The sequence below is a fragment of the Paenibacillus sp. 453mf genome (assembly GCF_900116105.1).
Lineage (GTDB): Bacteria > Bacillota > Bacilli > Paenibacillales > Paenibacillaceae > Paenibacillus > Paenibacillus provencensis.
In genome coordinates, this window is sequence record NZ_FPAC01000001.1 from 1,865,297 (window position 1) to 1,886,969 (window position 21,673).

Genomic DNA, 21,673 nt, shown 5'->3' on the forward strand with positions numbered 1-21,673 from the left:
AATATATGCTGCTTGAGGCTATGTAGAACGCTAGTAGAACTGTAAATTATTTTTAATAGATCGTTAAAACCTCATATCCATATGCACCGTCTGCCAAACAGGGTCATTCTCGTACAATCGTTCACTGAAGCCTTTTGCTGTCCAGAATGGAATGGCCCCTGGTAAGAAAGCATGCGTATGTAAGTATAACGTTTCATAACCAGCTTCCCGGCTAAAGGCCGTCGCAGCTTCAAATAAGGCGGTACCAATGCCTGAACGGCGGCAAGTCGAATCTGTGTAACACTTGACGACTTCGGCGGTTGTTGTTAAGTCATAGACTCCTTCAATCTGTTTCAGCCTTCCGTCGTAAGGACAAATTCCGATTGTACCAAGCACTGAACCATCCTCGGATATAGCAGCAAAAACAGCAGCATTTTTTCTAAGCACATAATACTGCTCGAATTGATCCAAGTCCTGGGGAAGCTGTTCCGTTGACAGCATAGGAAATACTTCCTTCCTTATTTTCATGACAAATGCGATAACTTGATCATAGGGCTCTGCTTCAATCTTTTGTATCGTATAAGCATGCGCTAATCTGATCTTACTCATATATGCTCCTTCTGTTTGCATGTATTATTGCAGAGTTGTTGTATGCTATAAATTACTTACAACTATATATTAAGATAAAATATTTGCAGTAAAAAGTACAACAATTAAGGCAGCTATCTTTTTCCCATAAAAAAAGAAGCCCCTCAAAATTCACACTCTCAAGGACTTCTCTTTTGATTTATTGCAGCTTAGGGAATGGATCTTTAAATTCTCTCCAATTGGAATGAAGCTCTTCCTCAGTTAATAGCGCTGTATCCAGGCTCTTTTCAATTTCCTCACGATCCATATCAATTCCAATGAACACAATCTTCGTAATCCGATCTCCCCACACCTCATCCCAATCAGGAATGTCAGGGATCTTTCCGTTAAAATGAAAATCGATTTCTTCTTGGCTTAGTGAAGCAATCCAAACTCCTGCGGGAGAGAGTTGTTTCGATGTACCCGCATGACTATACGAAATGGCCATATGATTCCGAGTGGCTAACCACATTAAGCCTTTGGATCGAACAATCGAGGATGGATATTTAGAAATCCAGCGAAGCAGCCGTTCTGGATGAAACGGAACCTTTCGCTTGTACACAAACGAGTGAATCCCGTATTCTTCTGTTTCAGGCACATGCTCTTCCTTTAACATCTCCTTAATCCAACCCGCAGACTGGCTAGCTTTATCGAAGTTGAATCGACCTGTATTTAGTATTTCTTTGGGATCAATGCGTCCTTGTACTGAATGAATGAGCTTCGCCTCTGGTTGTAAGGCAGTCAGTGCCTTCTCAAGACGAGTCAACTCCTCTTCAGAAATAAGATCTACCTTATTAAGGATTAGTACGTCGCAGAATTCGACCTGATCCGTTAATAAGTGTACAATTCCACGTTGATCTTCCTCACCGACTGCCTGACCGCGGTCCCTTAAAGATTCCTTAGAATTAAAATCGATCCAGAACTGAGCAGCATCCACCACCGTAACCATGGTATCCAGTCTTGTATACTGAGTTAGATCAATCCCATTCTCCTCATCCACATAGCTGAACGTTTGAGCAACCGGAACAGGTTCTCCAATGCCCGTTGATTCAATAAGTATGTAGTCAAATTTCTGTTCTTTAGCAAGACGTTCTACTTCTACAAGAAGGTCCTCACGCAGCGTGCAGCAGATACAGCCATTGGACATCTCGACTAATTTTTCATCCGTACGAGATAATCCACCTCCATCTCGTATCAGATCAGCATCGATATTGACCTCGCCCAGGTCATTAACGATCACTGCTACTCTAAGACCCTCTCGATTGTTTAACACGTGATTCATAATTGTTGTCTTCCCGGCTCCTAAATAACCGCATAATACGGTAACGGGAATTCTACCATCTTGTGCTGCTGAGGTTTGGAGGTTCATATTATCGCTTCCTTTCCATTCATATAGCGCAGAAATAACTACACAAGGTCTATCTGAGTAAAAATAAGGCTCCTTTACAGGTAAGGAGCCCCATCTTAGCTAACATAAACTTCTTCTGCGGTTTGGTTTACCAGCTTGATTTTTTCACACCTGGGATTTGACCCTTGTGTGCGAGTTCTCGGAATACAATTCGGGATACACCGAATTTACTAATATATCCTCTCGGTCTGCCGCTCACCGCGCAGCGATTATGAAGACGTGTAGGAGAGGAATCCCGAGGCAGCTTCTGCAGGGCTTCATAATCTCCCTTTTCTTTTAACTCCCTGCGTTTATCCGCATACTTTTGCACCATCTGCTGTCTTTTCAGCTCTTTTACTACTTTTGATTTTTTCGCCAACGCAAGTAACCTTCTTTCAACAATATTCTGTGTTTTACAACTACGTATGGTTCATTTCGCAAATTCCGTTATGGAGTTGTTCCTTTTAGCGAGTTTCACGATGTAACGTGTATCTTTTCAATCTAGGACTGTACTTTTTCATTTCCAGTCTTTCAGGGTGGTTCCGTTTATTCTTCGTTGTTGTATAATTCCGATCACCTGTTTCGGTGCAAGCCAAGGTTACGATCACTCTCACTGAATTCACATCCCTTATTTCATTTTGTTATTTTGCCAAAGACCAGATTGGCACTTAAGCTCTGTTTAGATAATGCTTAAGATTACTGCTTATATTTACTTCTTGTGCTGTAATCTCTGTTTAAACTTATCAACACGTCCGCCAATTTCCGCATTCTTTAGTTTTCCTGTGAAGAAAGGATGTGACGCTGAGCTTGAGTCTACACGAATGACGGGATAGGTATTACCATCCTCCCACTCCATTAGCTCCGATGAGGTCTTTGTAGAACCACTGAGAAATTTATAGCCTACACTTGCGTCCAAGAAAATAACGGTTTGATACTTTGGATGTATACCATTTTGCATCATAATCCTGCCTTTCTATGTGTGTATTATTGTTCATTTCATTTATTCGTAATTATTACGATTAATAAAGATTAAATTACACCATAATCTCGCTTCTGTCAACCTTAGCAACAAGAAACGAAACTCGGTATTTCTATTGTTCTAGCTTTAGTGAACCATGGTGTGTGGAAAATAGTCATGAAATGCATTCTTTATTTTGGTATAGTCCATGCTGCACTCTTCAATAATGACTTTGCGTTTGGCTTTAATAATAACCTGCTCCATATCTGCAAAGCTGCAGCCCTTTAACAACTGAGCGGCCTGTTTAATCATAGAAGATTCAATAGGTTCATTCCCCAATAGCTTGGATAGATAGCTTCTGCACTCCGTCTCCTCAGGTAAATCATAATGCATCCGGGTATCAAATCTGCGCCATATGGCATGATCCAGCTCGGCCTGAAGATTCGTTGCGGCCACAAATATGCTGTCGCCATCGAATTCATCCAGACACTGTAACAGTGTATTCACGACACGAGCCATCTCTTTCACTTCGTCGATGGAATCTCTTGCCCTGGCGATCGCGTCCACTTCATCCAAGAACAGGACACAGGAGAGCGACTTCGCATATTCGAATATTTTGCGCAAATTACTGCCTGTCTCCCCTAAATGACTGTGAATAATCGCATCCAAACGAACCATGATGAGTGGAAGATCCAATTGCTCTGCAATGTAAAAAGCGGTAAGTGTCTTCCCCGTGCCCGGCGGACCAAACATCACCATCTTATTCGGCATCGGAACATCAGCAGCTTCAAATTTATCTCGTAATTGTTGAATATGGAGAAACTCATCAACGATCTTAGAGTTAGTTTCATTAAGTACGATATGCTTTACCTTTTTGCGGCATTCTGCAGCAGTGTATACGGAAGCAGCATCAATACCTTTTGATTTAGGCAGCATTTTCGATTTATTTTTCTGTTGACCCATCTTAATTCTCCTGTCTATTGCAAAGCCGATTTATTAGTAAATATTACGATTAACAAAGTATATATTATTCTTTTTCAATGAAGTTGTCAAAGAACTATCCAATATCTCTTAATTACATTTTTGCATTTCGTTCATATAGTGAAAAAACGAGCCAGCCATAGATAGCTCTTATCTTTGGCCGGCTCGTGTATCGTCTGATTAATATTCCATTATTATACATTAATTAATTAAATTTTATAACTCTATTGATTATGACTCTCTAAGTGTAACTTCATTAATAACCAAAGTCGTTATTGAGTTTGCACCAATATTCAGTGTCAGTTGTCCATTTGCTGGTACATGCATATCATCTAACTTCTCCAGATTATGTGCTGGAGAGGTTACATACATTTGAGCCACTGCAGTATCTGGATAGTTAAAATGAGTTAACTCAACCGCCTTGTCCTCAGCTGAACGTTCATTACGAATCACGAGCACGAGCTGTCGGCTCATCTTTTCGTATGTAGCAAGTGTACGACAATCACTCGTCGGTATGATCAGCGAACCCGGACGGATAAATTTACTGAAATGGGCCATACCGTAGTATTGCTTAGTGATGTCATATTGCTCTGACCTACCAAAGTCTGCATGGATGAATCCCCAATTATTATTTGCCCCCTCATCCTCCACCGCCTGCCAATAAATCCATGCTGAAGGCTGCATAATACTCAGATCCAGCATGATACGTTCTGCCAGCTCCTGAACCGAGACCATATCCTCATGATGATGTGGCTCTGTTCCGCCTGTTCCGTATTCAGACATCCATAACCTTTTCCCATGTCCTTTGGCCAGCGTTCTCAATTCCTCCATAGAGCTGCCATGATAGGAATGCGTGTTGATCTGAGCGATCACATTCAATGTATTGTCATCATAGTTATTTAAGCTTTTCACCGTTTCATCAATGCTGTTATCGTCGGCTGCACTGATGTTCGTGCCTATCAGCCCTTTTTGAACTAGAGAGTTCGCTGTTTTTTGAATAATCTCCGCTTGCTTGTCAACTGTAAAGTGACAGCCCTCCTGAATATTTCCTTTTTTCCACCAGTTTGAAGAAGGTTCATTCAGAGGGTTAAGCGTACGGAAAATAATGCCCCATTGATCACGATAATGCAATACCACCTCGGTAAGATAATCGGCAAAAGCGTCATATTGGTCTTCTCTCAAATTGTTTCCACCTTCGACTGCGCCTGTAACTGACCCACTAATCGTCATCCAATATGGCGGGGAATTCGAGAATGCTTCGGTAATGTTAACACCACGCTTCAGCGCACCTTGCAGTACATTAAGCTGACCTGTGTCCGCTTCCCAGTCCCATACTCCAGGCTCAGGTTGAAAACCAGGGACATCACCTCCGGGTCTCAGCTTCTGCATGTTTGGATTCTCTCCACCTCCGATATTATAACGGACGATGTTTAAACCAAGCCCTTGTTCCAGGTCGAAGACGAGATCCAGAACTTCATTTAACTTGGATTGATTCCCCCATTGACCTAATTCATGCGCCCACCAAGCTAATGAAGTTCCCCAGCCCTCAAAATGTTCATATGCGTCCTGCAGCTTCAAACGGACGGCATCACTCGAAGGCGCTATCCATGTATCTGCTTCGTAATTAGATTTGTTCATTAGATCTCCCCTCCAGCAGTATAAATAAAGTCAACTTACAGCAGTTCCCCGTTACTTTATACCACTGCTTCCACCAGTTATATTTGCTTCATATACATAACGCTGACCAAATAGATAGACCAGCACCATAGGCATCGTCAAGAACAACGAGGCGACCATGACTAAATTCCACGGAGGCATCTGTCCACCACCAACGGTAGTGAGCAGCTGCACACCCAGTGCGAGCGGCATTTTCTCAGGATCATTAATATAGATGAGAGGCCCCATGAAATTGCCCCAGTTCCAAGAGAACGAAAAGATAGCGATTGCAGTAAGTATCGGATAGGTTAGCGGCATGATGATTCTAAAGTAGATTCCGGGATGCCCCATGCCATCGATCATGGCTGCTTCATCCAATGATTTTGGTATACTCATGATGAACTGCCGGATAAGGAATACATTGAAGGCTCCAGCAAAAAAGCTCGGAACAATTAAGGGATAAAACGTGTTAATCCAGTCAAGATGTCGGAAAATGATAAACTGCGGTACCATCGTAACTTCACCTGGTATCATCATGGTGCTAAGTAGAACAATGAATAAGAGGCGACTTCCCTTCGCCTTGATGCGGGCAAATCCATACGAAACAACGGATGCAGACAGGACCGAGCCAATAATCGTAAAGAATGTAATGATGATTGAATTTTTTAGATAAGTACCTAAATTGTTATTTGTGAATATCGTTAGGAAATTAGACACCTGGAACTCTCGTGGGATAAATGTAAAGGCAGATTGTACGGTTGTAGACTCGCTGGCAAGGGCAATGGAGATCATGTACATAAATGGTGAGGCCAGGAGCACACCTACGAGTATCAAGAATATGTAGGAGACCGCTTTTTCGGTGGTAGATAGATTAGCCATTATCCTTTCCCTCCTCATAGTGCACCCATAGAGCTGATGAACGGAAGACCAACAGGGTTAATGCCATGATCATGATAAACAGCACCCATGCAATCGCTGAAGCATAGCCCATTTTGTAGAATTGGAATGCATTTTGAAATAAATAAGGAACCACCATCTGACTGGCATTGTCAGGCCCCCCTGATGTAACGATGAATACTTGTGCAAAAGTTTGCAGCGCCCCGATGATACCCGTCACTAGATTAAAAAAGATGACAGGTGTCAGCATTGGAAAGGTAATGTGGAAGAAGGATTGTGCGCTCTTCGCCCCATCGATCGCGGCTGCCTCATACAACTCTTGTGGAATCCCCTTCATTCCTGCAAGGAGCAATACGACTCCGCCCCCAACTCCCCAAAGAGACATCAGTATAAGGGCCGGTTTCACCCAATTCGGATCGAGCAGCCAGGCAGGACCTTGAATACCAAAGATGGATAAGGTCTTATTAATAAGTCCTTCGGTTGGAGCCAGTAAATGGACGAATAACAGGGAGCTTGCTACAACAGGAACGACCGAAGGAAGATAAAATAGAATTCGAAAAAAAGTGATCCCTTTAATTTTTTTGTTCAGATAATAAGAGATCCATAATGAAATGGCCATACCGAGCGGTATTGAAATCAGCGCATAGAAGAAGGTATTCCCCACCGATTTCCAGAATAGAGGATCATCCGTCAGCAATGTCTTGTAATTATCCAGTCCGATAAAAGTTGGTGACTGAAACAGATCCCAATTCGTAAAGCTCATATAGATTGAGAACAGAATCGGGCCTAGAGTCAGACTAATAAATCCGATCAGCCAAGGCGAGATAAAGAGATAGAACCATTTTCCGTCCTTTTGTCTCACGTCAAACCCTCCCTATAACAAGAGATAAGACGAAATCCGCACCCGGATTTCATCTTTCTCCCATCTCTGAACTACAAATATTACCGTATAATCGAACGTCTGTTTACTGATACAGTCTATCCAATCCGCTCTGAATCTGAGTAACCGTATCATCAAGGGTCGCTTTATCATTGAAGTATACGCCCAGCTTATCGTTAATCAGCTTCATCATTTCGTTCCACTGCGGATTAAGCGGTTCTGCATAGATCTCGGAATCACTAAAAGCAGCCATGTTTATCTTCTTGCCACCGTACTCTGCATTAAGGAATGCGTCACTTTCTAGTCCTGCCTTGGTTGCAGGAGCATCCTGGCCAGCATCGATCATAGGCATTTGGGCTTCAATGGTTGTCAGCGCTTCAATGACCTTAAATGCCTCTTCCTTGTGCTTGGAATCATTCGTAATTGTAAATCCGTTAAAGAACGCATTCGTTACACCCCAGACCGGTGATATGTCCCAGTTAATGCCTTCTACTTGTGCCAGTGAACCAATATTCCAGAAACCAGTCGTTTCCATTGCAATTTTTCCTTGTGCAAATAGCGGATCTGCACCGATATTCCCCATATCTGCGATTTCGGTTGGCGTTGGGCTTACCCCATACTTAAAAGTTAGATCATTCATAAATTGCAGTGCATTTCGTACAGGCTCAGTGTTAAAAGTAGGCTTGCCGTTCTCATCGAACAGTGAACCGCCATTCTGGTAGATCAGCTGCATCCATTGCGGCCACCAGCTGCTTGGATAATAGCCCCACTGCACCGTCTTTCCGTTCTCCTTGATGGTAAGTTTTTGAGCAGCATCGAGTAAATCTTGCTGAGTCCAATCCTTTGTCGGGTATTCCACACCAGCCTGATCAAACAAGTCTTTGTTATAAAAGAGCACCATGGCACCTGCACGATCCGGCATGCCATACTGTTTACCTTCATACTTCATTAGCTTCGAAATGTCATCGGAATAGCGTTCCGTCATATTCACATTGTTCGCTGTGATTAAATCATCGAGTGGAATAATCTGATTCTTGCTTGCATACGCTTGATAATTCTCTGCTATCATCATAATATCTGGGGCTGTACCTCCAGCAATCATGGTCTGTACTTTCTGGTCGTAGTCACCTGCGACAACATTCAGTTTCACATTAATTTCGGGATACTTTCCTTTGACAATGGCGAGCCGTTCCTCATAAATTTTCTTCTCATCCTCAGAACCCCATATGGTCATGTTGAGATTAACCTGGCCGTCGGATGCAGCTCCACTATCTCCATTGCTGCAGCCACTTATGATCATGACCATGATCAACAAAAGTAATGGAATGATTCTAAAGCCTCTCTTCATACTGGACGCCCCCTCAATATAATTTGGAGAATTTATGAAACCCATTTCATGAAATGGGTTTCATAACATTGAAACTTAAAACCCATTCCAGCTAATGAAAGGGGTTTCATTTACGGACCCATTATATTCCTCACGACCATTATATGTCAACGCTTTCTTTTCTTGGCTCCTTATATCTTAGCAGGGGCAGGACCAGTGCTCTGCCTTACAATCAGCTCTGGCTGCAAAGTTGTATTCCTTCTCGGTTTCTTCTGAAGAATTAACTCATGTAATATATCAACTGCGAGCTTGCCAAGCTGATAGGTATTCTGGGATACGGTGGTCAGCTCGGGAATAACGGCTGTCGCAAGCGGTGTATCGTCATATCCAACAATGGAGACATCCTTGGGAATAGAAAGGCCATGTTCAATCGTTGCTTTGATTGCACCGATAGCTGTATAGTCGTTTACACACATGACTGCTGTTGGTCGGTTATCCTGTTCTAGCAGCTCGGACATCAACCTTTTACCATCATCAATTGAAAAACTGCCCAGAAGTAAACGATCTTTTGGAATCTCAAGGCCATGTTCCTTCAGCGTCTTCTGAACAGCCTTTACTTTAAGCATGGTCGTAGACATTTTCTGCAAACCTCCGACAAAAGCAATCTCACGATGTCCCAGATCTAATAGATGCTTAACAGCCAGTACAGCTCCTGCAGCTTCGTCTGTATAGACCCGGTGAATTCGGCTCTTGGGTAAATTTCCATTCACCAATACAATCGGCAGTCGCTCCGCGATATCGTTCAATTCCTGAGCCATATCCTCCGGGCAATTCTGCAAGTTAACCCTGCCACCGAGAAAAATGATGCCATCCACCCTTTTCTCGCGAAGAATAGATAAGTATTCACTTTCTCGATCATGATCTCCCCCTGTGTTGCATAGAAAGAAGGTATACCCTAGGCCCCGAGCCTCATTCTCAGCCCCCGAAAACACTTCTGGAAAGAACGGGTTTGTAATATCAGGCAGTATAATTGCTATTGTCCCTGTCTCTTTCTTGATCAAACTTCTAGCGAGCGCATTGGGCTGGAACTGGTGCTTTTCTATGATCGATAACACCTTCTGTCTGGTGCTGGCGCGTACAGGTGCAGTATCATTCAGCACCCTTGAAACTGTAGAAACCGATACATCAGCTTCACGTGCAATATCATATATCGTGATTGGTGTCATATGTATACCCTTCCTTTAACTCTTAATTTCCAAATTATCATATCAAATTAGCAGGAATGATGATATGGGTTTCATTAATGACATTAAACTAATCCCAATCTCCACATAAGCTATTATTAATAATAGCTTTCGTAGATGGGAAACTCCCAATGCTATTACATTATCTTTTACCACTGCATATATTTCCCTAATATAGACATGACGAATTCTGGTTAAATTGTTTGTGACACTTAAAGGCATTACAAAGAGACCACCTACATTTGTCCGTTATATTTTACTTCCCATCTACGTACAAGCGTTCTTATATTTTGACTTTGCTAACGATTGTGTCCCTTCATAAAGTTAATCTGTATTGAATGAGTTGTGTGTCGATTCCTAAATACGCTTCACTACCCATTCTACTAACTTCTTTGAAGCCTATTCTCTCAAGCATTTTTCTGGATCTAATATTTGAGTCGTGTGTTTCTGCGTTAAAGTCTGTAATTCCTAAATTGTTTAACGCGTAGTCTATCATAGATATAGCTGATAAATATCCGATGCCCTTCCCCCACAATCTACTCTCACCGATTGCAATACCTAATTCAGCAGAATTAGCTTTAATACAGGCCAAGTCAGCATATCCAATTAACTCTTCATTAAATTCGATTCCCAATCGAATAAAATCTTCAGCAGCATTATTTACACAACTCAGCCACCATTTATATAATTCTTTAGGGCTTCTATTCTTCTCCCATCCATTTACTGAACAGAAAGAATCGTCCTTACTCCAATTTAGAACTTTGCTATAGTCATCTACAGTTAAACTTCTTAGCTTTATCGATACTGAATTGTTATTTCTGTTCATTTATTTCTCCTAACTTACTCGTCTTCTTGAACTTTTCATATTATCTTCTTCAAATAGAAATAGCCCTAACTTTATTGCTAGGGCCCTGAATTTATGTCTCCTCTAGGTCCTGTACGAAAGAATGCGTACTGGGATAACTCTGTCAATTTCCATAGGCGTTTTAATACTTCACTTGAAAATGGACTTTATATTCCGAGCTCACGTAATCGCCACTTAGTTATTTGCTGCCGAGTTGTTCCGCCAAACCAATTAGAAGTCCTTCGATTCCACGAATATAGCAGAGCCGATACGAGTCCTCATACTGTACCACTTCGCCAACGATCTCAGCACCATACTTACTTAGTCTGGTTACCATTTCGTCAATGTCTTGAACTGTAAACATGACACGTAGATAGCCAAGGGAGTTTACAGGAGCAGTCCGGTGATCTGATATTGCAGGTGGAGTGAGAAATCTCGAAAGTTCGATTCGGCTATGACCATCTGGGGTAACCATCATAGCAATCTCTACGCACTGAGAACCTAGTCCGGTTACGCGGCCAGCCCACTCGCCTTCAACATTGGCTCTCCCTTCAAGGATCAAACCAATCTCCTCGAAGAAAGAGACTGCGTTATCAATAGATTCTACAACGATGCCAACATTGTCCATTCTTAGTAATTTGTTAATTGTCATATATTTATCTCCTCGTGTACAAATTTGCTACTTCATCAATTTCGGTATTGTTCAAATCAAAACTTCAATTATTCTAAAATGATGCTGCTTTGTAAACAATTGTTGACGACAATTCAATATTCATTTCTTCTTTCGCTTAATTACAAAGTTCTTATCCGAGAACGGCCCTTAGCAAGATATTATGTTAGATGATGTCAACGCCTTCTCCGAACTTTCCATCAGAATACTTTAATAATCATCCTGATTTCAAAGGTTCGAGCAACGCTGCGATATTAATAAGACAAATCATTACTTTATTTTTATATTCATTTGATTAAGAATCCTACTAAGCAAACTCTCAATTCCTGATACATAGCTTAACACATAATTGTAATGGTGATATCTCTTGTAACCACTTAATCTAGTCGAGTCTCCTCTAGATATACCATAAACATAGTTTTCTTCTTCAAGAAGCACCTTAGATACTTCCTCACCTATACCTCTCGACGTTCCTGTAATAATGAAATGTTTCATCACTTACAATACATTGGCCATAATTATTATCACCCACAGCCTTTACCGTTCCGTCAGATTTAACACCAACAGTATGACGCCTACCTGCAACTATAATATTGTTCGATGAAATGGAGTTCATGTTTATCTCCATCAAAAACAAGTTCTATTCGAAAATCTTATCGATTTCACCCATTGAATGAAACATGGGATAGGAAAGTAGAACTTTCTGCTCTTGCTTCTTCTTGTTACAGGCTTTCCCCTGATTTCTTATAACGTTCTTGTATCTACGAACCCGAGAGGCTTAAGGAGCCTAGCGACAGGGTCCGACAGACTTAGCCTTGCAGAGTTGTGAGCTGAATCCTCTTCTCTGCTTACTACTTCTTGCGAACCAAGGACGTAGCCCACAACGTAGATACAGTGTTTTATAAGATGTTGACGCCATCTGTGAATAAGCTATTCATCGTAATGCACCATGTGGAAGTACAGCATGCACACCTTTAACTCCATTTACAACTTGAGTAATTCTTAAATCAACCACTGTACTTCCTAATGCAATAGCTTCAACACGATTAAGATTAAAAAGTTTACACATAAGATTTAACATCCCATCCATAGCTTGAACCGTAGCTTCATTTAAATCTTCATGAAATCCAAAACTAACCCAGCCATTAGGGGTATTAGCTATTGGCATTGAAAGATTCATATCTTTACGTACTGTAAAAGTTAGTTCAACAAACTCCATAGGACACTCAATCGCTTGGCAACTGATTTCTCCATCCCCTTGTACAGCATGACCATCCCCAACAAAAAAATAGGCACCGTCTACTGAGATGGGAAGATATAACACACTTCCTTTGGTTAGCTCTTTACAATCTATATTTCCACCACAAAACCGAGGTGGCCAAGTAATATGGACTCCCCCTTGTTCAGGAGGCATCGCATATATACCCATGAAAGGCTTGAGACCCACTGAAAATACTTGATCATTTATTGTTGTTTTTCCAATCATAGTTCTATGATCTAGCTCCCACTGAAGAACAATCTCTTTGTAATCGGTCAATCCCAGTTTTTGATTTTGCCAATTTGGATATTGACCCGCAGCTGTAAAGCCAAAGGGACCTGGAATGATTTCATTTATCCTAACTTCCAATGTCATCCCTTTTTTTGCATCTATTATTTCTATAGGACCACAAAGAGCATGTCCAGAATCAATTTCTTTTCGTCTTTCAAATGGTTTTATTCTCTTCCCTTCATTAGACGGTGTGCCCCAACCAGCATCAAATATTGAATATTGAACGGTATCTCCGGAACTAATTGTTAATATAGGATCAAATTCAGCAGATAAAGAGCCGTATAAATTACTTCGATCTGGATTCACTTTAAATACGGTCATGAAATAACCTCCAATATTATGCTTGCGTCAATTTCTTATAACGTTGTTGTATTTACGACGTCCGACGGAGTCGGATGTGTTCGGCTGCTAAAGCTTCCACGAAATCCCTCTGCCGGACCGAGGGTGTATGCCCGATGCGTGAACACAATGTTATAAGATGCTGGCGTCTTCTTCGAGCAATCTAACCTTTATCTTACCTTTTGATGCCTTTAAAAAATATTCTGTTTTCATGTATAGAGGATGTACTGGATAACTAACATCCAAGAGTGTACCTTTGTAGTTTAATTTATTTACCACTATTGCTTGTGGGTATTTTGTAAGGATGTCTCTTTGACGTTCTATCCCTATATCTAACTTGCCCCAAGCTATAAACACAAAATTATAATTGTCCAATAATTCTCTCGATTTAAACATTAAATGGTTCATTCCGCTTATACTTTTTGCATATCTTTTAGCCTTATCACTATTTTTTTCACGAATATTAAATATATTTTCAATATGAATTGAGTATTTATCTGGAAGTGTAATTCCATCTTGATAGTAAGCCTCCTCGATCATCCGCATAACCTTCTTCATTGTATTATCGGGTACTGTCAGAACCGGCTCGTTAGTTTCATATTCAAAATTTTCGAGCCGTCTATAGAGGGTTTCATTAATTGGTCTTGCGTCTCCTGGGTTCATCATGACCACTAATCCTATTACCTCCCCAGGACCATTAGTAGAATGAAACTCCGTATGGTGTCTGAATATCTTTATCTCGTTCTCTATTTTCTTCGAAACAAAGTGAGCGTAAGTTTGCATAATATTCCTCTCTCTTTGCACCAATTTCTTATAACGATTTTGTATCTACGAACCCGAGAGGCTTAAGGGAGCGCAGGCGACCGGGTCCGACGGACTTAGACTCGCAGGGTTATGAGCTGAATCGACACCTCTGCCATCCTCATCTTGCGAACCAAGGGCAGAGCCCGCAGCGTAGATACGTTGTTATGTGATGGATCGACCTTCTCTGAAATATCTGCGTTTTCATTTATACTCCAGTTTTCCTTTCCAAGTTCAATACGTGACTTGCTTTATCTATTCCTTCTGCTCTTAAGAAACCAATATTTCTATAAAACCTATCAGCAATTGGGTTCTCAGTATATAAAGTTAATATCCTAAAATACTTTCTTGCTTCATCTTCAATAATTCTTAAAAGTTTACTCCCTACTCCTTTGCTTCTGTGTATCGGTGAAACATATAAGTGTCTCACTCGACCAACATCATTGAACTTGAGATAGGGATCAATATTCAAACCACATACCCCTATGACTTCCTTTTCAATTATTGCTACAAATAACGATTCTCCAAACTTATTAAATCTATTATCTCCTTGCATGTATTCATCAAGTAATTTCTGAACAAATTTATATCCCTCAGACATACTCTCATCCAACAACAAATAAAAATTATACTCTTCTAGACAAGTAACTCTTTCAATATGCATCGTAGTGTTCACCTCATTTATTACATGGTTTACACATCTTTCACATAACATTCTTGTATTCACGAACCCGAAAGCTTAAGCTGCAGATCAATCAAGCACAGCGATTAATTCTTGCCGGGTGGCTCAGCCACTTAGCCTTGCAGGGTTGTCCGGCTAATTCCACTTCCTCGCCTCTCAACTTTTGCCGGACCGAGGAGCGAACCTGACAAAACGTGAACATGTTGTTATAGGATGATGGTGTCTTCCCCGAATCAGCTAATAATATATTCCATCCTTCTACTTCTAGTCTTCATTCCTATATTCTTATAAAATCCAATAGCTGATTGGTTAAATTCGGCTACAGTTAAATCTATACTTTGAACTTTAAATTCCCTTCCTTTTTTTATTACGAATTCAAATAGATACTTACCAATACCTTGTCCTCGGTATTTCTCGTTCACTGTTAGTTCATTCACAAATAGGGTTTTTCGATCTTACATGATTAAGCTTCCAGCAATTGTTTCGATCTTTAGTATTGTATAAGCTATTACCTCTCTATTATTTGTTTCCTCTACAACATAAATATAATGATTATCTTTGTTTAGAAGTTCTTGATAATACTTTTCTACAAGTGGTCTATCCGTCTGCATATATAGATCATTTCGAGCATTAGAGTGTAATTCTTGTATTTGTTTTATCAGTCCTAAAAGAGAATCAAAATCTGTTATTTCTGCATTTCGAATAGCCAGCTTCATGAATACCCCCAAAGATACTTATTATGTTCATTACACCAATTTCCTATAACGTTACTGTATCCACGACGTCCCACCGACTTAAGCCACGTTAGGGGCGGCCGCGATGCGGTTAGTCGGTGCGGATGTGTCCGCCTGATTCCACTTCCCTGCCAATTCCCTTCGGGCTGACCGAGGGAGCGTCAGGACCCGAATCTTGGATATAATGTTATCTGACGTAAACCTCTACTGCGAATTAGCTATAATCTTCTTTGTTAAGTTAAACTCATGACGGCATTCGTAGTAATAACTTTTGAGTTTATATCCCCCAGCTTTAAATACAGGCTTATGTTGATACCACACTATAATTAGCGTTCCTTCAAAAAGGATTCTACGAAGGATATAAACTATTCTGTTAAAGAGAACGCTTCTATTTTGAGCAAATTTATGAAGTGTTTCGGATTGAAACTGAACATGTTTCTCCTCATCACTTAAAATCTGATTACATAAATCTATTAATACTTCTGACTTTGTAGATTTTTGCGAGGCTTTATAGTACAACTTAGCAATGATCTCAGCAGTTAATAGAACAATGACTGATTGTTCTAGACTCGCATATCGACGTAATCTTCTAAATACATTGTCCACCCAATGTCTACGAAGGAGTGGGATTCCCTGTACCTTCATAAATCTGCCTAGATCTCTAGCGTGCCTCTGTTATTCTTTAATGAATTCTATAAGTGCTTCATAGTAATCCTGATCTTGTGTCTGGTGTACATATTCTTGCGCACGTTTAATTAGATGTTTACCTTCAGAGTTTTCTCCTAATTGAAACTGTTGAATTGACTTAATGATTATTTCTCTTTCATTAGTTGTTAATTTATAGTTGTCATCCCAATGAATATATTTGAGGTTTTGATTATTTCTTCGATAATATTGCACCCATTTCGAGAAAGTGATATTCATTATTTGCTCCTAAAATGTAATAGGTTTATGTCAGATAACGTTCCCGTATTCATGAACCCGAAAGGCTTAAGGGAGCGTTTAGAGATCGGGTGGCTCTGCCAGTTAGCCTTGCAGGGTTGTCTACCTGAATCCGCTTCTTCGAAAGTGCCGCGGGCAGACCCAGGGAGCGTCAGCGACCGCGGTATGAATACATTGTTATGCGATGTTCATTGACTTCTTTGAATAATTAATCAATTCTTTTAAGTCATAAGACGACGAACCACTTCACCGTCAATTAATTCTTTACTTACTCTTTCAAATCCCAGAGATTCATATAGATTACCTGCAACTGTATTCTCGGGTCTATGTCCAATCATAATTCTTTGGCAGTTCAATGTTTCTTTCATTAATTCTATCAATTCTTTCATCGATTCTTTTCCATGCCCTTTTCCCTGGTATCTTTCATCAATCATCAGTGCTGGAATCCAATAGTTACCCTCATTATCCGGTATCTTACAATACACAATAAAACCTATAATATCCGCACTAAAATAGATCGCCATCGGTTCAAAGTCAGTGACATACTTAGATTCAGCAATCCAGTATACTATTGGGGCTGGGAATACTTTCTTTTGATCTTTTGTTACTTCCAATTGGGTGCAGTTATACCAGTTATTAACCGATACAGGCTTCAAACTAATTGCCATTTTAGATTCCTCCTAGTCAAGTTACACAGAGGAATCACTTAATCGTTCCTCTGTGTTAAATCAAAACACCTCTTAAATCACTGTTGGTTTTACTCTTATTCGTATTATTCATATTACATCACTCCTTTCATGCTATTTGATTATTCATATTTTATTAGACTATTTCAATGAATTTCGTATAACGTTCGTGTATTCACGACGTCCTACCACCTTAAGCCCGAATGGCGGCCGAGATGCGGTTAGGTGGGGGGATGTGTCCGGCCGATTCCGCTTCCTGCTACTGAAAATCCTTCTTAGAGTTCACTTCTAACTTCTTGCCGGACCGAGGGCCGAATGGCCCGAAGCGTGAATATGGTGTTATAAGATGTGGGGGCCATCTCGAATATACTTTCAAATGTTTTTCTTGTTCATTAATTCATCATCAAATATTCTCTTTAATTGACTGCTCTCAATAATATATTTCACTTCTCCTCTTGAAACATAGATATTCTCTTTATCATATTGAATTCTTACTTCTGATCTATCCTTTAATCTAATTGCAATTCCTGATACAATGCTTGGATTTGACGTATCTTTCCAACTTGTTTCTTTTGGAGATAAAGAATTAAATGTTGTAATGATTCTGTGAATCTGGTCTTTACTTAGATCTATATCAATATGTTTAAAAGTCGAGTTAATAAGAACAACTTTACTCATTCTAATACTATCAATATCCTGTTCTTCTATCTTCTGGTGCAAAGATAGTTGTTCCATAAATTTCTCTTCTGAATCGTCTGTTAAAAACGAGTAAAGAACAACAGCAGTAAATATCATGAATACAGCAAGCAAACCTATTATTGCTTTGTTATTGATTGTATTCATCACTTGCCTCCATTTCTTATAACGTTTCTGTATTCACGACGCTCGACTTTGTTGGGTGTGTCCGGTTGATTTCACTTCCTTGCTATAGCCTCTGTCGGACCAAGAGCAAAAGCGACGAAGCTTGAATATGTTGTTATACGAAGCATACTTGAATTAGCCCACACTCTATTCATTCGATAAAAAAGACATCATGAAGTACAAACTAATAAATCATGATGTCACTTATATTCTTGTTTAATTAATCGTCTTGATTGGTGTAAAAAAGTAACCAATTCGATATTGGTTTCTGTAATTCTATAAATAATTCGATAACTCTTATAAATCTTTTCTCTTACTTCGTCTCTATTTAATTCAGGTACTAGTCGTCCCTTATAAGGAAAATCAATTATTGTACTCGTTTCATAAATCAATTCATTAACAAACTCTCTGGCTTGTTCAATTGAATCTTGTTTAATGTACTCATAAATGATTTCAAGATCTTTTAATGACCTTGGTGACCATACTAATTCAGCCATGATTTTATTTTCTCCATTACTTCTGTATGAGATATCCCTCGTCCTGCATCTAATTCATTGATTCCCTCTTCAATTCTTGCTCTGGCATATAGTTTATATAAGATGTCTTCAACTGTTACATTATCAGGAAGATCTTGAATCAATTTAATTACTTCGTCCTTTACACTCACGTTAGATCACCTCTCTAGATCTTAATGTCTTTCCTTATTATAATACACAAATCATTTCGTTGTTAGACGCTTATTGATCTTATGCCCTACTTCATGTTTCGTATAACGTTCTTGTGTTTACGAACCTGAGAGGCTTAAGGCGCAACGCGCCGGGTCGAAGACTTAGCCTCGCAAGGTTATTCGCGTGTACTACTTCCAGCTTTATAACCTCGGGCGAATCAAGGGGGCTTGACCCCCGCAGCGTGAACACTATGTTAGATGATGCCTGCGCCTTCTCGATTAAACCCACCATCTTCTCTGCCTTAATAACTTTGTATTAACGTTCAATTCCCTATCAATCCAACTCTTCATTTGAGTCTTCATAACAAAAAATTCAGATGCGGCATGTGATAATCCAATTAGGGACATTTGTGTTTCCGATATGTAATCTTTCATTAATTGATATTTGTGTCTACCATAATCGTTATCAATATGACAATGGATTTCACCAGTAATGTACGCTTGTGCACCTTTACTTTCTGCAATTCTCATATCTGACACCACATCACCACACCCAGCAATAATGGCTATTCTTGTTATCTCTTCGTGTTCTAATCCTTCAAAATCAACATACGGTATTTCACATAAATTTATTAAGCTTTCAATTATTTTTTTGTATTTGTTATTTGAATATCGCATATCAGCCCAGCATACCCATTCCCATATTCACAAAACTCATCGACAACTATAGCATTCAATGCTTCTGCTAATGCATCACTTGTGCCTACTTTACGATTGTAATCTAATGGAGCATGACAAGTATAAACGGAAAGTCTCTTATTTATTAATTCATCAATTAAGTCTACTGAAATTGGAATAAATCCTCTACCCCAATTTCCTCTTGGATCACCACATTCCATAGGGATTGGATGATGCATAAATAATAGATCACCTTCAGAAGCATCTTTAATAAATTCACTAACTACATCATCCGTTGGAAAAACAGTTAGATATATTGTATTAACCTCTTGGCTTCCTTTAATCATCAGGCCATTAAATCTCTCTGTAAATGCAACTTCAAATTTGCTCTTCCAATTAAAATGTAAGGGGTCATACACCATTGGGATAAATCTACTAAATGCAGGATCTTTATTTAACTTATTAATATCAAATAAAGAATCCAATTCAGTTTTAATTTGATCAAGTAGCATCATAATATTTTTCTCCTTTCAGTTTTGCGCCGGTTTCATCTAACGTTCCCGTATTCACGACGTCCCACCGACTTAAGGGACCCGCCAGGGTCCGGCCGCGATGCGGTTAGTCGGTGCGGATGTGTCCGGCTGTATCCACTTCCCTACAGCTGAAATGCTTCATCGAATCCACATCTAACTTCTGCCGGACCGAGGGCCGAATGGCCCGATGCGTGAATATAATGTTATATGCTGTGGCTGGCTTCTTAGATAATTCCCTCAAATATCTTATTAATAGATTCCCTATCATAATTTAATATCCAGTCGTTGTACTTAATAAAAATATTCTTTAGTACTGAAGTAGAATTGGAAACTACATCACATCCACGATCGTCGTAAATATGAAAAATAATGCCTTTACCAAGATTGATGAAGAAAACATCATGTTTAATTGATGGCTTAGTTCCCAAATCCTTATTACAGATAGCTTTAATTAAATTTAGATAATCTAAATCACTTACTTTACAAGCTATTTGAAATCGATATGTTTTATTGTCCTCGTCGGGAATTTCATCTGGTTCTGCAAAGATATCCGGAATTACATTTAGCTTTAGATTCCATAGAATTTGTCTATTCTTTATGTATCTTCGGTATAGGTTTACCTTTTTAATTTGGTTTTTTAATTTATAAGCGAAATAGGCATTTGTAACGAGTAAGAGATCATCATCTTTTACAAACAATTCTTTAAACAATTCAATTGATCTACTATATACTCGATCCATGTACTGATTTTTATCTACATCGTATAAATGTGGATCGCCAAGCTCAAATCGAATACCTATATCCCAGCTATAAAATAATGGCGGTCTTAGTATCAAACTTGGAAAATGATCTTTCATATACTGATCAACTGACAATTCGATTCACCTCTTTAATTTGCTTTCCAGCCATTGCACATAACGTTTCTGTATTCACGACGCGAGCCGGCCTTAGATAGCTCTTATCTTAGGCCGGCTCGTGTGTCGTCCGAGTTATCTTCCATGATTATACATCGGACGACCAAGGGGTGTAAGCCCCGTAGCGTGAATATTATGTTATGCGATGCCTCGGTCATCTTCGGTTTACTTTCATATTAGTCCTTTTTTAATTGCAATTTATAAATCTTTAATATATATTCTTTATCTTCTGAGTCATCATTATGTCCTTCTATTGGTAACCCATTATGAAATGGGGACCCTAAAAAATCATCAAGTATTTCTCTTGGATTATTCAATATTCGTATTTCACAGCTAAATGGTAATTTCTTGTTTATGTCAGATATCAGATTGAATCTTAATTGACTTGCCATAATATCAAACCATAAATATAAATACATACCTAGATTTGAACTAGAGCTTTCTATTTGATCTTTCCGATTCTGTATAACTTTATTTATAAATTCGTTGAAATCGTCAGTTGTAATTTGATTAATCAATTCAGGAGAAATCGAGATTCTCCACATATTTGTTTCAATTTCTTCTTGAAGATCAGCTTCAGAGGAACCGATATAAATTAAATCGTTTATTATATCTTGAAGATCTTCAAAATACTGTTCCTTATTCATTTGTTTTTCCTTCTTTCATACAATACCGAGGTTTCATATAACGTTGGTGTATTCGCGACGTCCATTCCCCATAGATAGCTCTTATCTTGGGGAATGGATGTATCTGCCCGATTCTTCTTCCTCGAAAACACTCCTGGCAGATCAAGGGACGAATGGCCCGCAGTGTGAATATTTTGTTATATGAAGGATA

The 21,673-nt window shown here is 39.5% G+C and carries 24 protein-coding genes and 2 pseudogenes; all 26 read right to left on the reverse strand.

Translation table 11 applies throughout. The features are described from left to right. Nucleotides 1-63: 63 nt before the first annotated feature. The gene (locus tag BM415_RS08890; RefSeq protein WP_091156952.1) at nt 64-588 is read right to left on the reverse strand and encodes a GNAT family N-acetyltransferase; all 525 of its coding nucleotides are present in this window, start codon (nt 586-588) and stop codon (nt 64-66) included. A 178-nt stretch (nt 589-766) separates the two neighbouring features. After that, entirely contained in the window at nt 767-1,975 is a 1,209-nt protein-coding gene (locus BM415_RS08895) for a GTP-binding protein (RefSeq protein ID WP_091156955.1), read from the reverse strand. 127 nt (nt 1,976-2,102) lie between these two features. Further along, a complete protein-coding gene (gene rpsN / locus BM415_RS08900) occupies nt 2,103-2,372 on the reverse strand; it encodes a 30S ribosomal protein S14 (RefSeq protein ID WP_076313792.1) in 270 nt (89 codons plus the stop codon). Nucleotides 2,373-2,457: 85 nt separating this feature from the next. Then, complete coding sequence (gene rpmG / locus BM415_RS08905) at nt 2,458-2,607, reverse strand: 50S ribosomal protein L33 (RefSeq protein ID WP_076313791.1); 150 nt, start codon at nt 2,605-2,607, stop codon at nt 2,458-2,460. A 95-nt stretch (nt 2,608-2,702) separates the two neighbouring features. Continuing rightward, on the reverse strand, nt 2,703-2,951 hold the full coding sequence (locus BM415_RS08910) for a type B 50S ribosomal protein L31 (protein WP_091159149.1): 249 nt from the start codon (nt 2,949-2,951) through the stop codon (nt 2,703-2,705). A 147-nt stretch (nt 2,952-3,098) separates the two neighbouring features. Then, the gene (locus BM415_RS08915) at nt 3,099-3,914 is read right to left on the reverse strand and encodes an AAA family ATPase (RefSeq protein WP_091156956.1); all 816 of its coding nucleotides are present in this window, start codon (nt 3,912-3,914) and stop codon (nt 3,099-3,101) included. 249 nt (nt 3,915-4,163) lie between these two features. Further along, entirely contained in the window at nt 4,164-5,570 is a 1,407-nt protein-coding gene (locus tag BM415_RS08920) for a glycoside hydrolase family 30 protein (protein ID WP_091156959.1), read from the reverse strand. A 51-nt stretch (nt 5,571-5,621) separates the two neighbouring features. Next, nucleotides 5,622-6,467, reverse strand: coding sequence for a carbohydrate ABC transporter permease (locus BM415_RS08925; RefSeq protein ID WP_091156960.1), 846 nt, complete (start codon nt 6,465-6,467; stop codon nt 5,622-5,624). Then, nucleotides 6,460-7,347, reverse strand: a complete 888-nt coding sequence (locus tag BM415_RS08930) for a carbohydrate ABC transporter permease (protein ID WP_091156963.1) — start codon at nt 7,345-7,347, stop codon at nt 6,460-6,462. The genes BM415_RS08925 and BM415_RS08930 overlap by 8 nt, the downstream gene beginning before the upstream one ends. Nucleotides 7,348-7,450: 103 nt before the next feature. Beyond that, entirely contained in the window at nt 7,451-8,713 is a 1,263-nt protein-coding gene (locus tag BM415_RS08935) for an ABC transporter substrate-binding protein (protein ID WP_091156965.1), read from the reverse strand. Nucleotides 8,714-8,883: 170 nt separating this feature from the next. Next, nucleotides 8,884-9,918 carry a LacI family DNA-binding transcriptional regulator gene (locus BM415_RS08940; protein ID WP_091156967.1) on the reverse strand — a complete coding sequence of 345 codons (1,035 nt, stop codon included), beginning with the start codon at nt 9,916-9,918 and terminating at the stop codon, nt 8,884-8,886. Between the two features lie 334 nt (nt 9,919-10,252). Continuing rightward, nucleotides 10,253-10,762 carry a GNAT family N-acetyltransferase gene (locus BM415_RS08945; protein WP_091156969.1) on the reverse strand — a complete coding sequence of 170 codons (510 nt, stop codon included), beginning with the start codon at nt 10,760-10,762 and terminating at the stop codon, nt 10,253-10,255. 217 nt (nt 10,763-10,979) lie between these two features. Continuing rightward, nucleotides 10,980-11,432, reverse strand: coding sequence for a VOC family protein (locus BM415_RS08950; RefSeq protein WP_091156971.1), 453 nt, complete (start codon nt 11,430-11,432; stop codon nt 10,980-10,982). Nucleotides 11,433-11,946: 514 nt separating this feature from the next. Then, nucleotides 11,947-12,078, reverse strand: a pseudogene (locus BM415_RS08955) (RCC1 domain-containing protein); the annotation flags it as partial. Nucleotides 12,079-12,384: 306 nt separating this feature from the next. After that, nucleotides 12,385-13,320, reverse strand: coding sequence for an acetamidase/formamidase family protein (locus BM415_RS08960; protein WP_091156977.1), 936 nt, complete (start codon nt 13,318-13,320; stop codon nt 12,385-12,387). Between the two features lie 150 nt (nt 13,321-13,470). After that, entirely contained in the window at nt 13,471-14,121 is a 651-nt protein-coding gene (locus tag BM415_RS08965) for a hypothetical protein (RefSeq protein ID WP_091156979.1), read from the reverse strand. Between the two features lie 226 nt (nt 14,122-14,347). Then, nucleotides 14,348-14,803, reverse strand: a complete 456-nt coding sequence (locus BM415_RS08970) for a GNAT family N-acetyltransferase (RefSeq protein ID WP_170862409.1) — start codon at nt 14,801-14,803, stop codon at nt 14,348-14,350. A gap of 473 nt (nt 14,804-15,276) precedes the next feature. Further along, a complete protein-coding gene (locus BM415_RS08980) occupies nt 15,277-15,537 on the reverse strand; it encodes a hypothetical protein (protein ID WP_091156986.1) in 261 nt (86 codons plus the stop codon). A gap of 693 nt (nt 15,538-16,230) precedes the next feature. Further along, entirely contained in the window at nt 16,231-16,479 is a 249-nt protein-coding gene (locus tag BM415_RS08990) for a hypothetical protein (RefSeq protein ID WP_091156991.1), read from the reverse strand. 239 nt (nt 16,480-16,718) lie between these two features. Further along, on the reverse strand, nt 16,719-17,165 hold the full coding sequence (locus tag BM415_RS08995; protein ID WP_091156993.1) for a GNAT family N-acetyltransferase: 447 nt from the start codon (nt 17,163-17,165) through the stop codon (nt 16,719-16,721). A 390-nt stretch (nt 17,166-17,555) separates the two neighbouring features. Further along, the gene (locus BM415_RS09000; protein ID WP_091156996.1) at nt 17,556-18,026 is read right to left on the reverse strand and encodes a hypothetical protein; all 471 of its coding nucleotides are present in this window, start codon (nt 18,024-18,026) and stop codon (nt 17,556-17,558) included. 218 nt (nt 18,027-18,244) lie between these two features. Further along, the gene (locus BM415_RS09005) at nt 18,245-18,541 is read right to left on the reverse strand and encodes a type II toxin-antitoxin system RelE/ParE family toxin (protein ID WP_091156998.1); all 297 of its coding nucleotides are present in this window, start codon (nt 18,539-18,541) and stop codon (nt 18,245-18,247) included. Next, a complete protein-coding gene (locus BM415_RS09010) occupies nt 18,529-18,711 on the reverse strand; it encodes a hypothetical protein (RefSeq protein WP_091157000.1) in 183 nt (60 codons plus the stop codon). Before BM415_RS09010 ends, BM415_RS09005 begins: the two co-directional genes overlap by 13 nt. A 279-nt stretch (nt 18,712-18,990) precedes the next feature. Next, nucleotides 18,991-19,904: pseudogene (locus tag BM415_RS09015) on the reverse strand (Nif3-like dinuclear metal center hexameric protein). 242 nt (nt 19,905-20,146) lie between these two features. After that, on the reverse strand, nt 20,147-20,797 hold the full coding sequence (locus BM415_RS09020) for a DUF3885 domain-containing protein (RefSeq protein ID WP_091157004.1): 651 nt from the start codon (nt 20,795-20,797) through the stop codon (nt 20,147-20,149). 215 nt (nt 20,798-21,012) lie between these two features. Further along, the gene (locus BM415_RS09025; RefSeq protein ID WP_091157007.1) at nt 21,013-21,483 is read right to left on the reverse strand and encodes a hypothetical protein; all 471 of its coding nucleotides are present in this window, start codon (nt 21,481-21,483) and stop codon (nt 21,013-21,015) included. Between the last annotated feature and the right edge of the window lie 190 nt (nt 21,484-21,673).